Source organism: Pseudarthrobacter sp. NPDC080039, from assembly GCF_040702335.1.
GTDB lineage: Bacteria > Actinomycetota > Actinomycetes > Actinomycetales > Micrococcaceae > Arthrobacter > Arthrobacter enclensis_A.
The window spans coordinates 130,624-145,541 of the sequence record NZ_JBFBKY010000001.1; the positions used below are offsets into that span (position 1 = coordinate 130,624).

General features: G+C 65.8%; 12 protein-coding genes. 7 read left to right on the forward strand and 5 right to left on the reverse strand.

Annotation, left to right across the window (positions count from 1 at the left end; all coding sequences use genetic code 11):
- Positions 1–3: 3 nt before the first annotated feature.
- Together tal and tkt are read right to left on the reverse strand one after the other, a co-directional pair.
- The gene (gene tal / locus AB0313_RS00575; protein ID WP_366302934.1) at positions 4–1,119 is read right to left on the reverse strand and encodes a transaldolase; all 1,116 of its coding nucleotides are present in this window, start codon (positions 1,117–1,119) and stop codon (positions 4–6) included.
- Positions 1,120–1,145: 26 nt separating this feature from the next.
- Positions 1,146–3,263, reverse strand: coding sequence for a transketolase (gene tkt / locus AB0313_RS00580; protein ID WP_366303241.1), 2,118 nt, complete (start codon positions 3,261–3,263; stop codon positions 1,146–1,148).
- A 517-nt stretch (positions 3,264–3,780) separates the two neighbouring features.
- Between tkt and AB0313_RS00585 the strand changes: the two genes are divergently transcribed.
- Positions 3,781–4,737: a heme o synthase gene (locus tag AB0313_RS00585; protein WP_366302936.1), complete on the forward strand. Its 957-nt coding sequence runs from the start codon at positions 3,781–3,783 to the stop codon at positions 4,735–4,737.
- Positions 4,738–4,957: 220 nt separating this feature from the next.
- Positions 4,958–7,225, forward strand: a complete 2,268-nt coding sequence (locus AB0313_RS00590; protein WP_366302938.1) for a bifunctional SulP family inorganic anion transporter/carbonic anhydrase — start codon at positions 4,958–4,960, stop codon at positions 7,223–7,225.
- A gap of 89 nt (positions 7,226–7,314) precedes the next feature.
- Here the strand turns inward: AB0313_RS00590 and AB0313_RS00595 are convergent, their stop codons facing one another.
- From AB0313_RS00595 to AB0313_RS00605, 3 genes are read right to left on the reverse strand one after another with little or no spacing between them, the layout of a single operon-like run.
- Positions 7,315–8,277 (reverse strand): COX15/CtaA family protein, encoded by a 963-nt coding sequence (locus AB0313_RS00595; protein ID WP_366302940.1) that lies wholly within the window; start codon positions 8,275–8,277, stop codon positions 7,315–7,317.
- A 7-nt stretch (positions 8,278–8,284) separates the two neighbouring features.
- A complete protein-coding gene (locus AB0313_RS00600) occupies positions 8,285–9,052 on the reverse strand; it encodes an ABC transporter permease (protein WP_141941239.1) in 768 nt (255 codons plus the stop codon).
- Complete coding sequence (locus tag AB0313_RS00605) at positions 9,049–10,017, reverse strand: ABC transporter ATP-binding protein (protein ID WP_141941241.1); 969 nt, start codon at positions 10,015–10,017, stop codon at positions 9,049–9,051. The genes AB0313_RS00600 and AB0313_RS00605 overlap by 4 nt, the downstream gene beginning before the upstream one ends.
- A gap of 163 nt (positions 10,018–10,180) precedes the next feature.
- Between AB0313_RS00605 and AB0313_RS00610 the strand changes: the two genes are divergently transcribed.
- The 5 genes from AB0313_RS00610 to sufC are packed head-to-tail and all read left to right on the forward strand — an operon-like array spanning position 10,181 to position 14,905.
- Positions 10,181–10,987 (forward strand): helix-turn-helix domain-containing protein, encoded by an 807-nt coding sequence (locus tag AB0313_RS00610; protein WP_366302942.1) that lies wholly within the window; start codon positions 10,181–10,183, stop codon positions 10,985–10,987.
- On the forward strand, positions 10,987–12,450 hold the full coding sequence (gene sufB, locus AB0313_RS00615) for a Fe-S cluster assembly protein SufB (protein ID WP_141941245.1): 1,464 nt from the start codon (positions 10,987–10,989) through the stop codon (positions 12,448–12,450). The genes AB0313_RS00610 and sufB overlap by 1 nt, the downstream gene beginning before the upstream one ends.
- Positions 12,450–13,691, forward strand: coding sequence for a Fe-S cluster assembly protein SufD (gene sufD, locus AB0313_RS00620; protein WP_366302944.1), 1,242 nt, complete (start codon positions 12,450–12,452; stop codon positions 13,689–13,691). Before sufB ends, sufD begins: the two co-directional genes overlap by 1 nt.
- Before the next feature lie 20 nt (positions 13,692–13,711).
- Positions 13,712–14,068 carry a non-heme iron oxygenase ferredoxin subunit gene (locus AB0313_RS00625; protein WP_141941249.1) on the forward strand — a complete coding sequence of 119 codons (357 nt, stop codon included), beginning with the start codon at positions 13,712–13,714 and terminating at the stop codon, positions 14,066–14,068.
- A gap of 42 nt (positions 14,069–14,110) precedes the next feature.
- Complete coding sequence (sufC, locus tag AB0313_RS00630; RefSeq protein WP_141941251.1) at positions 14,111–14,905, forward strand: Fe-S cluster assembly ATPase SufC; 795 nt, start codon at positions 14,111–14,113, stop codon at positions 14,903–14,905.
- The last annotated feature ends 13 nt before the right edge of the window (positions 14,906–14,918 follow it).

Consider the following 14,918-nt stretch of genomic DNA (forward strand, 5'->3'; position numbering starts at 1 on the left):
GTGTTAGGAAGCCTTCCGTGCAGAGGCGAGGGCGCCTTCGACGTCGGCCAGGAGTTCCTTCCAGCTGGCCACGAATTTGTCCAGGCCTTCGGTTTCAAGGAGCGCGACGACGTCGTTGTAGGAAACGCCAAGCTTTTCCAGGGCGTCGAGGGTTGCGTTCGCCTCATCATAGGTGCCCGTGACAGTGTCGCCGGTGACCACGCCGTGGTCGAAGGTGGCGTCCAGGGTTTTCTCCGGCATGGTGTTCACTACACCGGGTGCCACCAGTTCGGTGACGTAGAGGGTGTCCGGGTAAGCCGGATCCTTCACGCCGGTGGAGGCCCAGAGGGGGCGCTGGGGGAGTGCCCCGGCGTCGGCCAGCAGGGCCCAGCGCTCGGTGGAGAAGAGCTCTTCGTACACCTGGTAAGCCAGGCGCGCGTTTGCCAGGCCGGCCTTGCCCTTGAGGGCCTTTGCTTCGTCCGTGCCGATCTTGTCCAGCCGCTTGTCGATTTCGGTGTCCACGCGGGAGACGAAGAAGGATGCGACGGAGTGGATTTTCGAGAGGTCGTGGCCGTTTTCCTTGGCCTGCTCCAGTCCGGACTGGAAGGCGTTGATGACCGCGCGGTAGCGCTCGAGGGAGAAGATCAGTGTCACGTTGACGCTGATGCCCTGGGCCAGGGTTGCGGTGATGGCCTCGAGGCCTTCGATGGTGGCCGGGATCTTGATGAGGACGTTGTCCTTGTTCACGCGCTGGTAGAGGTGCTTGGCCTCGGCGATGGTGCCTGCGGTGTCCCAGGCCAGGCGGGGATCGACCTCAATGGAAACACGGCCGTCCACGCCCCTGGTGGCGGCAGCCACGGGTGCGAAGAGGTCGCAGGCGTCGGCTACGTCAGTAGTGGTGATCTCGAAGATCGTATCCTCCACGCTGGCGCCTTCTGCGGCCTTGCCGGCGATGATGTGGTCATAGTCCGTGCCGGACGTAATGGCGGCGTGGAAGATGGACGGGTTGGTGGTTACGCCAACCACGTTCTTCTCCTCGATGAGCTTGCGGAGGGTGCCCGTTTCCAGGCGTCCGCGGGAAAGGTCGTCGAGCCAGATGGAAACGCCGGCGTCGGAGAGCTGCTGGGTGGGAGTAGTCATTGTTGTATCTCCTGAAAGTTTAGGTTTTAGGCCTGGAGGGCGGAGAGGGAGTCCTTGGCGGCGGCTGCCACTGCTTCAGCCGTGATGCCGAACTCCTGGAAGAGGCGCTTGTAGTCGGCGGAAGCGCCGTAGTGTTCGAGGCTGACCGAACGGCCGGCGTCGCCGACGAATTCGCGCCAGCCCAGCGCCAGTCCTGCTTCCACCGACACGCGTGCCTTGACGGCGGCAGGCAGGACGGATTCCCGGTAGGCGGCGTCCTGCTTCTTGAACCACTCGACGCACGGCATGGACACAACGCGCGCCGCGATGCCCTCGGACTGGAGGGCTTCGCGGGCCTGGACGGCCAGCTGGACCTCGGAACCGGTGGCAATCAGGATCACGTCGGCCGGAACCGTGGCGCCGTCCTTCGAAGCCTCGGCCAGGACGTAGCCGCCCTTCGCCACGCCTGCGGTCGACGCGAATGTGTCGCCGTCGGCGTCGCCCTCGCCGCGTTCCCAGGTGGGGATGTTCTGGCGGGTCAGGACGATGCCTGCCGGGTTGGAGTGGTTTTCCAGCATGGTCTTCCATGCGGCGGCTACTTCATTGGCATCGCCGGGGCGGACCACGTCCAGGCCAACGATGGCGCGCAGGGCAGCGAGCTGTTCCACGGGCTGGTGGGTGGGGCCGTCCTCACCCAGGCCGATGGAGTCATGCGTCCAGACGTACAGGGACGGGACACCCATCAGGGCGCCGAGGCGGATCGCGGGGCGCTGGTAGTCGCTGAAGATCAGGAAGGTGCCGGAGAATGCACGGGTGTTGCCCGCCAGCGTAATGCCGTTCACGATCGACGCGGCTGCGTGTTCGCGGATGCCGAAGTGCAGCACGCGGCCGTACGGGTTGCCTGACCACGCGTCGGTCTGCTTGGAGGCCGGCACGAACGAGGGGGAACCCTCAATGGTGGTGTTGTTGGACTCGGCGAGGTCGGCGGAGCCGCCCCAGAGTTCGGGCAGGACCGGGGCCAGGGCGTTGAGGACCTTGCCGGATGCCGCACGGGTGGAAACGTCCTTGCCGGCAGGGAAGACCGGAAGCGCTGCATCGACGCCTTCGGGAAGTTCCTGCGCCTCGAGGCGCTGCAGGAGCGCCGCACCCTGGGGGTTGGCTTCCTTCCAGGCGTTGAAGGTTTCTTCCCATTGCTTGTGTTCGGCGGCGCCGCGTTCCACTGCCTGGCGGGCGTGGTCCAGGACTTCCTGGTCCACCTCAAAGGACTTGGCGGGGTCGAAGCCAAGTACTTCCTTGAGTGCGGCAACTTCCTCGGCGCCAAGGGCGGAACCGTGGATCTTGCCGGTGTTCTGCTTCTTCGGTGCCGGGTAACCGATGATGGTCCGGAGCGAGATGATGGACGGCCTGGAGGTCTCTGCCTTGGCCTCGAGCAGGGCCGAGTAGAGCTCCTGGACGTCTTCCTTGTATTCGCCCGTGCGGGTCCAGTCCACGCGCTGGGTGTGCCAGCCGTAGGCTTCGTAGCGCTTCAGGACATCCTCGGTGAAGGCGATGTCGGTGTCGTCTTCGATGGAGATGTGGTTCTCGTCATAGATGACCACGAGGTTGCCGAGTTCCTGGTGGCCGGCCAGCGAGGATGCCTCGGAGGTCACGCCTTCCTGGAGGTCGCCGTCGGAGGCGATGACCCAGATGGTGTGGTCGAACGGTGACTCGCCTGCGGGAGCGTCGGCGTCGAACAGGCCGCGCTGGCGGCGCTGTGAGTAGGCGAAGCCCACGGAGGACGCAAGGCCCTGGCCCAGCGGTCCAGTGGTGATCTCCACACCGGCGGTGTGCTTGTACTCCGGGTGGCCCGGGGTCAGCGAACCCCAGGTGCGGAGCGCTTCCAGGTCCTTCAGTTCCAGCCCGTAGCCGGAAAGGAACAGCTGGATGTAAAGGGTCAGGGAGGTGTGGCCGGGGGACAGGATGAACCGGTCGCGGCCCAGCCACTGGGGATCACGCGGGTCGTGGCGCATCAGCTTCTGGAAGAGAAGGTACGCGGCCGGGGCCAGGCTCATGGCCGTTCCTGGGTGGCCGTTGCCCACCTTCTCCACGGCATCCGCAGCCAGGACGCGGATGGTGTCCACGGCCTTCTGGTCCAAGCTGGTCCATGACAGTTCTTGCTCTTCCAAATGTGGCACGAAAACCGGGCCCCTCTCTGTGCTGGCGGCGGCCGGTACACCGGACCCATCAGAGCGCGCTGTGGGCGGCCGCTGCGGTGTGTGTACCAGCCGTTCACCATCGAAACGTTGATCCTTGCCATCAGCCACGGACAGCAGCGGGAATGCGTTTTCCACCGCTTTCTTGCTGCGTGCTGATCTGGTGACAGCTTAGCTCTTATCCATACTCCGGGCGGCCCAAATCTCACGTTGTGGACGCAATTTCCCCTTTTATGAATCAGCGTCACGGAGGGTTGAGTTAATCTGCTCGAATGGGCCCGCGAGCAATCATGTGCGCATATGGCGGGGCAGGGGCGGGGCCCGCGGCGCGGTATGATATTCGGAGGCCAACGCCGGGTGCGCATCACTTTCGCCGCCCGGGGTTCCCCGGCTGTTGCACGCACCACATAATTCTTTCCTTCGTGCCGTGCCCGGGTCCGGGCCGCACGACCGGAGCTGCATTGCCAGCCTCAACCGCCATACAGAACGGGTGACTGCCACCGTGAGCACTACAGATACGCCGCTGAACGCCTCCCGGGCCTCCGGTGCCGGGTTTGCCCGTAAGGCCAAGGCGTATCTCGCCCTCACCAAGCCGCGCGTGATCGAACTGCTCCTGGTGAGCACGCTTCCCACCATGATCTACGCCCAGCGGGGTTTCCCCTCCATCGGGCTGATCCTTGCCACGCTGGTGGGCGGGGCCTTTGCCGCCGGCAGCGCGGGTGCCTTCAACTGCTACATTGACCGCGACATCGACAAGCTGATGCATCGGACCGAGAACAGGCCGCTGGTTACCGGTGAAGTCACCCCCCGCGAGGCCCTGGTCTTTTCCTGGCTGCTCGGCGCAGCCGCCATCGTAATCCTGTGGTTCGGAGCGAACCCGCTATCCGCCTGGCTGGGGCTCGGCGCCATCTTCTTCTACGTGGTCATCTACACCATGATCCTCAAGCGCCGCACCGCGCAGAACATCGTGTGGGGAGGTGCCGCTGGCTGCTTCCCGGTGCTGATTGCCTGGGCCGCGGTGACCAACTCTGTGGAGTGGCCCGCCGTCATCCTGTTCATGGTGATCTTCCTGTGGACTCCGCCGCACTACTGGCCGCTCTCCATGCGCTACGGCGAGGATTACCGGAACGCCAACGTCCCCATGCTGGGAGCGATTGCCGGCGCCAAAGTCGTGTCCGTCCAGGTGGTTCTCTACGCATGGGCCATGGTGGCCTGCTCCCTGCTGATGGTTCCGGCCGGCGGCGCCGGGTGGGTCTACACCGTTACCGCCGTCCTTGCCGGCGCCTGGTTCCTGTACGAATCCCACGCCCTCTACGCCCGCGCCCAGCGTGAGGACATTCCGGACAAGCGCGCCATGAAGGTATTCCACGGCTCCATCAGCTACCTGACGCTGCTCTTCATCGCACTTGCTGTGGACCCGTTCATTGGGCACGCCTTTATCCGCTAGAGAACCGAAACGCACCCGGCGGCTCCCATATTCTGTGGGGGCCGCCGCGTTGTCTTAAGCGCAAAACGCGACCACGGCGGATGCCCAGCTACCCTGCCCAATTCGTTGCCCCAACGAACGATATGACATCTTTGTCATATCTGTCACCTTTTCTGTCATTTACAGTTATGAACTGCTTACGGTGGAGCGGACCCTTCCCCCTGTTGAAAAGGAAAATACAATGGAAGCCCGTCCCGCCGCAGTCCCCGCTCCCAGCCACAGCCCGCCAGGATCCAAGGAAAAACCCGGCGGCTTCACATTGCGGCGGCCGCGCCTGCCCCGGCATCTGGGTGCGGACGTGCCGGCCTCCCTGGTGGTGTTCCTGGTGGCCCTTCCGCTTTCGCTGGGCATCGCCGCAGCCTCCGGAGCGCCCATCATGGCCGGCCTCATCGCCGCGGCCGTGGGCGGCATCGTGGCAGGCAGCCTTGGCGGCTCGCCGCTCCAGGTGAGCGGACCGGCGGCCGGGCTGACCGTCGTCGTCGCCGGCCTGGTCCAGGAATTCGGGTGGCAGGTGACCTGTGCCGTCACCGCCGCGGCGGGCGTCGTGCAACTCCTGCTGGGCATCAGCCGGGTGGGCAGGGCTGCCCTGGCCGTGTCACCGGTGGTGGTCAAGGCCATGCTGGCCGGCATCGGCGTCACCATCATCCTGCAGCAGCTCCACGTTCTTCTGGGCTCGAAGCCCGCCGGCTCAGCCTTTGAGAACCTTGCCGCCCTTCCCTCGGCTATCACGGACCTGGACCTGCACGGCGCCCTCCTGGGACTTGCCGTCGTGGCCATCCTCCTCGGCTGGAAGTTCCTGCCGGCAGCTGCCAGGCGCGTCCCCGGCCCCCTTGCCGCCGTCGCGGCAGGCACCTCACTTGCTGTCGCGTTCGCGCCGGGGGTCGAACGCATCCCGCTGGACGGCTCGATCCTGGATGCCATGGCCCCGCCCCAGCTCCCCGACGGAAACTGGCGGGCGTTCGCCTTTGCCATCCTGACCATGGCTTTGATCGCGAGCATCGAGTCCCTCCTGTCCGCCGTTGCCGTGGACAAAATGCAGACCGGTCCCCGGACCAACCTCAACAGGGAGCTCATCGGCCAGGGAGCCGCAAACATCGTTTCCGGGTCACTGGGCGGCCTGCCCGTAACGGGCGTAATCGTCCGCAGCGCCACCAACGTGGAGGCTGGCGCCGCCAGCCGGGCGTCCGCCGTGCTGCATGGCGTCTGGGTCCTTGCATTCTCGACCCTTTTTGCCGGCCTGATCCAGCTGATCCCGCTTGCTGTCCTGGCCGGCCTGCTGGTGGTGATCGGTGCGCGGCTCATCAAGCTGGCAGATATCAGGACCAGCCTGCGGACCGGGGACTTCGCCATCTACGTGGTGACCCTGCTCTGCGTAGTGTTCCTGAACCTGCTTGAAGGCGTCATGATGGGCCTGGCACTTGCCGCGGCCAGCGTGCTGTGGCGCGTCCTGCGGGCCCCCATCCAGGCACACCGGCCCGCCACGCCGTCGTCGCCGTGGCGGGTGACCATTGCCGGCTCATGCAGCTTCTTCGCGCTGCCCAAGCTCAGCGGCGTCCTCCAGGTTGTCCCCGGCGGGGCGGACGTTGTAATGGAGCTGAACGCCGACTACGTGGACCATTCCTTCCGTGAAGCCCTCATCGCCTGGCAGCTGCAGCACCAGGCCACGGGCGGCAGCGTCAACATCGAGGAGCACGGGAACACCGTGTTCAGGGACGCCGCGCAGCGTGCACCCCGCCGAGAAGACGCAACGGAACTGCCACTTCCCCCAAGGAAGGAGCCGCTGCTTCTCGGCATCAACAAATACCACCGCCGGTTCGCCCACCAGGTCCGTCCGCTGGTACATGACTTGGCGGAAGCGCAAAATCCGGACAGCCTGTTCGTGGCCTGCGTCGACTCCCGGGTCAATCCGAATCTCATCACCAGCAGTGGTCCGGGGGACCTGCTGACCCTGCGGAACATTGGCAACGCAGTGTGCGGCCATGGCGAGGAAGCGTCGGTTGATGCAGCCCTGTCTTTTGCCGTGAACGGCCTGGGGGTGCAGTCGCTGGTCATTTGCGGTCACTCCAACTGCGGCGCCATGAAGGCGCTGCTTGAGGAAGCCGACGGCGGCAGCAACAGTTCGCTGGGCCCGGCGTTTGGGCAGTGGCTGGACCATGCCCGGCCGAGTTATGCGGAACTGCAGGAGGGCCATCCCGTCGGGATGCAGGCCGCGGCGGCCGGCTACAGCGTGGTTGACCAGCTGGCCATGGTCAACGTGGCGTTGCAGTTGGCAAAGCTGCAGAGCCATCCTGTCGCGGGGCCAGCGATCGCCGGGGGCGGGGTACAGGCCACCGGCCTCTTCTACGACATCGCCACGGCGCGCGTCCTCAGGATCACGGCGGACGGGATTGAGAACCTGGATCCGGCGTTCGACGCCGGAGCCCAGGAAAGCGTCCTGGCTGGCCGGTAACTCCACACCGCCAGGGCCTTAACCGAAGAGAGGCGCCCCGTCCCCGGAAGGGGCGGGGCGCCTCCCGGCGTTCCAGACGGACGGGGCGCTTACTTCGTAGCGCCGGCCCGTTCCGCCGGGCTGGAATGGGCAACGTCCCAGGCGTTCGTCGAGGCGGCCATCAGCAGCGCCGCGCCGAGCATGTGGGCCGCCACCAGCAGGGCCGGAATGCCGTTGTAGTACTGGGTGAAACCAATGATGGCCTGGAGCACGGTAACGCCCAGCAGCATCAGGGCCGCGGTCCGGAACGGGCCCGTGACGCGGCGCCTGAAGACCAGCACCAGTGCCACTACGGTTCCGGCCGTGACCAGGTAGGCGGGTACAGCGTGGATGTGCGAGAACAGGTCCCAGTCAAGGTTGTTGCGGGGGGCGTCGGCGTCACCGGCATGCGGGCCGGCGCCGGTAACCACCACGCCGAGCATCACGGCGGCGGCGGAAGAAAGGGCGACGGCGGACGTCACCGGGCGCAGGACAGCAGGCAGCGCGGCATGCGGGGCAGCCAGGAAGCGGCCCGTGCGGCCATAGGCCCGGTTGACCAGGAGGGTGGAGAACACCACAAGGGCCATCGACACGAGGAAGTGCAGGCCCACAACCCAGGGGTTGAGGTTGGTGAGGACGGTGATTCCGCCGATGACGGCCTGCGCCGGGATGCTGGCAAGGAGGCCGATCGCCAACAGGAAGAGGTCCTTGCGTTCCTTGCGCAGGTTCCACAGGAACACCAGCATCAGGACGGCCACCGCGGCCAGGGCAAACGTCAGGAGCCGGTTTCCGAACTCGATGAAGCCGTGGATGCCCATCGCCGGGGTGTTGACCAGCGAGTCCGAGGTGCAGCGGGGCCAGGTGGGGCAGCCAAGGCCGGACGCCGTGAGCCGGACCGCGCCGCCGGTGACCACCAGGAGCGTCTGGCCGATCAGGGATGCGACGGCGAGCCGGCGGATCCTGACGTCCACGGTGCGGGGGAGCCGCGACGCCAGGCGGCCGGCAATCTGGGGGAGGCGTGAAGCCGTGGTCACGATTTTCTCAATTCCACTTGAACCAACGGATGGCAGCTGCCCCGGCGATGACCGTCCAGAGCAGCAGGATGAGGGCGGCGCCGCCGTTTACGGCCCCGCCCAGGAAGGCGGCGCGCATCGACTCGCCCAATGCGCCGGAAGGCAGGAAGTGCACGACAGCCTGAGCGGCGGCGGGCAGCCTTTCGGCCGGGAGCACGATGCCGCCCATGGCTCCAAGGAGGATCCACAACAGGTTGGTGATGGCCAGCGTGGCTTCGGGACGCACGGTTCCGGCCACCAGCAGCCCGAGCGCGGTGAAAGCCGCCGCGCCCAGCGCGAGGAGCCCCAGTCCCGGAAGCCAGCCCGCCGCGGCCGGCTGCCAGCCCAGGGCGAGGGCGACAAGGCCCACCACCACAACCTGGATGCACAGGACGGCCAGGACCGCAAGGATCTTGCCGGCAATCAGTCCGCCACGCCCCAGTGGCGTGGTGGACAGGAACCGGAGCACCCCGTAGCGGCGGTCGAATCCGGTGGCGATGCCCTGGCCGGTGAAGGCGGTGGACATCGCGCACAGTGCAAGGATCCCTGGGACGGCCACGTTGATACGGCTGGAGCCCATGCCGTCCAGGATCGGGGTCACCGTCAGCCCCACCAGCGCCAGCAGCGGAAGAACCACTGCGAGGATCAGCTGTTCGCCGTTCCGCAGCATGGCCAGTGCCTCATACCGGCCCTGCAGCAGGACGCGGCGCAGCAGGGACGCGGGCTGCTGCTGGTCCTGGAGTGCTGCGGTGCTCATCGGATGTCCTTTCCTGAAATGTCCAAAAAGACGTCTTCAAGGCTACGCGCCTCAAGGCTCATCGAGGCAGGCATGATGCCTTTCGCTTCCCACCACTGGGCAAGGGCGGAGAGGTGGCGCGGCGTTAGTGCTCCGGTCACCGTGTAGCTGCCGGAGCGGGCCTCGGAAACGTCGACGTCGTCCGGCAGCACCGCCGCCAGGTCCAGGCCCGACGGGGCTTCAAACACCAGGGTCCGCACGTGGTCGGTGCCATGGTCCGTGACAGGGCTGCGTTGCAGCAGCTCCTGGACCGTGCCCTCCGCAACGTTGCGGCCGCCGTCGATGATGTACACGTAGTCCGCCAGCCGCTGCGCATCATCCATCAGGTGCGTGGTCAGGATGATCCCCATCCCGTTGTCACGCAGCTCGGCGATGAGGTCGAACACCAGCTGCCGCGATTGCGGGTCCAGGCCAGCGCTGGGCTCGTCAAGGAACAGAACTTCGGGCCTGCCGATCAGGGCTGCGGCCAGTGCCAGGCGCTGCTTCTGTCCGCCGGAGAGCCTGCGGACACCCGTCCGGCTGAAGGTGTCGATGCCGAGCCGGCCCACCAGGTCATCCAGCGGCCAGGGATTGGCATACAGGCCGGCGATGTGCCGCAGCAAAGGCAGGGGCCTGGCCGACGGCGGGAGGCCGCCGTCCTGCAGCATTACGCCCACGCGGGACCTCAGGGCGGCACCCGCCGTGTCAGGATCCTGGCCCAGCAGCGAGATGCTGCCGCCGGTGCGCTTCTGCAGGCCCTGCGCGCATTCGAGGGTTGTTGTCTTGCCGGCGCCGTTCGCGCCGAGCAGGGCGGTAACCTGTCCGCGCTCCGCAACGAGGGAAACACCGCTGACAACCCTGAGCATCTTGCCGTCCAGGCTGGACAGGGGGCCAACGTCCTTGATGAGCCCATGGATGGACAGGACGGGGGACTGGGGGGATCGCACCACAGTATTCTACGGGATGTAGTATATGGAGCCGCCCTTCAGGAAGGTGCCCTATCCTTGGGAATTTTGCGATCCCAGGAGTTTGCGCGGCGGCGGGGCCAAGGTCAGCCTGCCCTTACTGGAGTGCGGGACTAAATTACGACATGATTGTGTTGTGTATTCCATGACCGATACCAGTGCTGCGCCTGTGGCAGGGCCGGGTCCTGTCGCCTCCAGCCCTGTGGCTGAGGCCGACGAGCGCACCCGGGACCGGGTCCTCGCCGCCGTTTTGGAGCATGGACCCGTCAGCGCCGCTGAACTGGGGGACATGCTGGGCTTCACCCCGGCGGCTGTCCGCCGGCACCTGGACCACCTTTCGCGCGCCGGCGTCATCGAGGTCAAGCGCGTGGCGAAACCGGGAGCAGGCGCAGGCCGCCCGGCCCGCCGCTACGTCCTCAGCTCCCAGGGCCAGACAAGCCTGGGCAACGACTACCTCGATATTGCAGCCCTGGCGCTCCAGCAGCTGCAGAAAGTTGCCGGCCCGGATGCTGTGCGCGCCTTCGCCGAAGAGCGGTTCGCAGACATGGAGCGGCGCTACGCTCCTGAAATTGAAAAGGCCGGCCCGGACATCCGGGACCGCGCCACGGCCCTGTCGGCCGCTTTGAGCCGCGACAACTTCGTGGCCTCCGCAGCCTCCATCGAGGCCAAGGCACCCCTCCCCGCCGCGCTGTCCAGCGTGCAGCTCTGCCAGGGCCACTGCCCCATCCAGCAGCTCGCGGCCCGGTTCCCGGTGTTCTGCGACGTTGAAACCGAAGTGTTCTCAAGACTGGTAGGCGTGGACGTACGCCGGCTCTCCACCCTGGCACGCGGCGGGCACGTCTGCACCACCCACATTCCTACAGGCAGGCTGTCTGCCAAACCGGCCACCGTGCCGGCCGCAGCCCCCGCAGGCCTGGACGAAGTAATCAACCATCAGCAAGAAAGGCCGTGATGACGGACCAACTATCAGAGAAAGCAGTAGCCGAAAACACTGTGATCTCGGAGATTCTGGAAAAGAATCCCGAGCTCCACGGCATCGGCAACTATGAGTACGGCTGGGCCGACAAGAACGACGTCGGCGCCAATGCACGGCGTGGTCTCGATGAAGAGGTAGTCCGGGACATTTCGGCCAAGAAGAGCGAGCCGGAATGGATGCTCGACCTCCGCCTCAAGGGCCTGAAGTACTTCGACCGCAAGCCGATGCCCACCTGGGGTGCAGACCTCTCCGGCATCGACTTTGACAACATCAAGTACTTCGTCCGGTCCACGGAGAAGCAGGCTGCCAGCTGGGAAGACCTCCCGGAGGACATCCGCAACACGTACGAGAAGCTGGGCATCCCGGAAGCCGAGCGGAGCCGTCTGGTCTCGGGCGTCGCCGCACAGTACGAATCCGAGGTGGTCTACCACCAGATCCGCGAGGACCTCGAAGCCCAGGGCGTTATCTTCCTGGACACTGACACCGCGCTGAAGGAACACCCGGAGATCTTCCAGGAGTACTTCGGCACCGTGATCCCTGTGGGCGACAACAAGTTCGCTTCGCTGAACACCGCCGTCTGGTCCGGCGGCTCCTTCGTGTACGTGCCCAAGGGCGTCCACGTGGACATCCCGCTGCAGGCCTACTTCCGCATCAACACGGAAAACATGGGCCAGTTCGAGCGCACCCTGATCATCGCCGACGAGGACTCCTACGTCCACTACATCGAAGGCTGCACCGCGCCGATCTACACCTCGGACTCGCTGCACTCCGCCGTGGTGGAAATCATCGTGAAGAAGGGCGCCCGCGTCCGCTACACCACCATCCAGAACTGGTCGAACAACGTGTACAACCTGGTGACCAAGCGCGCAATCTGCGAAGCCGGCGCCACCATGGAATGGGTTGACGGCAACATCGGCTCCAAGGTCACCATGAAGTACCCGGCCGTCTACCTGGTGGGCGAGCACGCCAAGGGTGAGACCCTGTCCATCGCGTTCGCCGGCGAAGGCCAGCACCAGGACACGGGCTCCAAGATGGTCCACATCGCGCCCAACACCAAGAGCTCCATCATCTCCAAGTCGGTGGCCCGCGGCGGCGGCCGTGCTGCCTACCGCGGCCTGGTCCAGGTCCGCGAAGGCGCCAAGCACTCCGCCAACACCGTGCGTTGCGACGCGCTCCTGGTGGACACTATTTCCCGCTCGGACACCTACCCGTACATCGACATCCGCGAGGACGATGTGCAGCTGGGACACGAGGCCACCGTTTCCCGCGTCAGCGAGGAGCAGCTCTTCTACCTCATGTCCCGCGGCATGCCCGAGGACGAGGCCATGGCCATGATCGTGCGCGGCTTCATTGAGCCGATCGCCCGCGAGCTGCCCATGGAATACGCCCTTGAGCTGAACCGCCTCATCGAACTCCAGATGGAAGGATCCGTCGGTTAATGACTGCCGAAGCAACTACCGAAAAGGCGCGCATCGGCGCACCGTCGATCGCCGGCTTCACCGAGGAAGGCGAACACCTGGTCGCCTCCAAGGTTGACCGCCACCACAGCCACGGCACGCAGGTGATGGCCTCGCGCGCTGAGCGCCTCACCAGCCATGACGTGGCCGACTTCGCCCTGCCCAACGGCCGGGAAGAGGAATGGCGCTTCACCCCGGTGCGCGAACTTGCCAACCTGCTGTCCGACGCTCCGTCCGCGGCCGGTGCCCTGGCCGTTTCCGTCGAAGCCCCCGCGGCCGTGGCGCAGCGGACCCTCCGCGCAGGCGAAGCCCCCCGTGGTGCCACGCTGATCCCCGCCGACCGCGCCGCTGTGGTCGCCTCCGCCAATGCCGGTGACGCCCAGCTGATCTCCATCCCGGCGAACGCCGAGCTGGACGCTCCCGTGCGCGTTGTCCTGACCGGCAACGGCGCGGGCCTCCGCAGCAACTCCCACGTGGTCATCGAGGCCGGGGCCAACAGCCGCGGCGTCGTGATCATCGAACACGACGGCTCTGCCGACCACGACGGCAACGTGGAAATCCTGGTCCGCGACGGTGCCCACCTCACCGTCGTGTCGCTGCAATTGTGGGGCGACGACGCCAAGCACCTGGCACAGCACGACGCCGAGGTTGCCAAGGACGCCGTGTACAAGCACATTGCCGTGACCCTCGGCGGGAAGATCGTCCGCTTGAACTCCAACGTCCGGTTCTCCGGCGAAGGGGCAGAGGCCGAGCTCCTGGGCCTGTACTTCGCCGATGCCGGACAGCATCTTGAGCACCGCTCGTTCGTTGACCACAACATGCCCAACTGCAAGTCCAACGTCCTGTACAAGGGCGCCCTGCAGGGCAAGGGCGCGCACACGGTGTGGGTTGGCGACGTCCTGATCCAGAAGCAGGCCGAAGGCACCGACTCCTACGAGAAGAACCAGAATCTGGTGCTCACCGACGGCTGCCGCGCGGACTCCGTGCCCAACCTCGAGATCGAAACCGGCCTGATCGAAGGTGCCGGCCACGCCAGCGCCACCGGCCGGTTCGACGACGAGCACTTGTTCTACCTGATGGCACGCGGCATCCCCGAGGATGTTGCCCGCCGCCTGGTGGTCCGTGGCTTCCTCAACGAGATCATCCAGCAGATCAAGGTTCCGGCCCTCGAAGAGCGCCTGACCGAGGCTGTGGAACGCGAACTCGCGGCAATCGACTACTAGGGACAGGCAGGCAGGAACGTATGAGCGGCACACCCAAGGGCGAGCTGGTTTGCAGCGCCAACGACATCCAGGTCAAGCAGGCGCTGCGGATCCTGATCGACGGCTATCCCGTGGCCGTGGTGCGGGATTCCATGGGGGACATCCACGCCATCGGTGACACCTGCTCGCATGCGGACATTTCGCTGTCCGAGGGCGACGTGGAGGGCTGCGCCATCGAGTGCTGGGGCCACGGCTCCCAGTTCGACCTGCGCAGCGGCCAGCCGCTCCAGCTCCCCGCCTACGATCCTGTACCAGTGTTCGCCGTCGAACTCGACGGAGACGACGTCTATGTGGACGTCACCAACGTTTTGAACGGCGCAGCAGTAAACAACTACTGAGCGCCCGCAGCACCAGACTTACGAGCGAAAAGAAAGAAGAGCATGTCAACTCTTGAGATCAAGGACCTGCACGTCAGCATTGAGACGGAACAGGGCACCAAGGAGATCCTGAAGGGCGTCAGCCTGATCATCAGGACCGGCGAGACGCACGCCATCATGGGCCCCAACGGCTCCGGCAAGTCCACCCTCGCCTCCACCATCGCCGGCCACCCGCGCTACACCGTCACCAGCGGCACCATCACGCTGGACGGCGAAGACGTGCTGGCCATGAGCGTTGACGAGCGCGCACGCGCCGGCGTCTTCCTGGCCATGCAGTACCCCGTGGAGGTTCCGGGCGTCACCATGACCAACTTCCTGCGCACCGCCAAGACCGCAATCGACGGCGAAGCACCCAAGCTGCGTACCTGGACCAAGGACGTCAAGGATGCCATGGAGAAGCTGCGCATTGACGCCGACTTCGCCCAGCGCAACGTCAACGAAGGCTTCTCCGGCGGTGAGAAGAAGCGCGTGGAGATCCTTCAGCTGGAGCTCTTCAAGCCCAAGTTCGCCGTCCTGGACGAGACCGACTCCGGCCTGGACGTTGACGCACTGAAGATCGTCTCCGAGGGCGTCAACCGCGCGCACGCGGAGGGCAACATGGGCACGCTGCTCATCACCCACTACACCCGCATCCTGCGCTACATCAAGCCCGACTTCGTGCACGTCTTCGTGGACGGCCAGGTTGTGGAGGAAGGCGGCCCGGAGCTGGCCGACCGCCTCGAGGAAGAAGGCTACGACCGTTACGCCAAGGGCGCCGGCGCAGCCACCATCGCGGCCTCTGCCGCGGCACAGGCCTAGTAAGGACGATCTG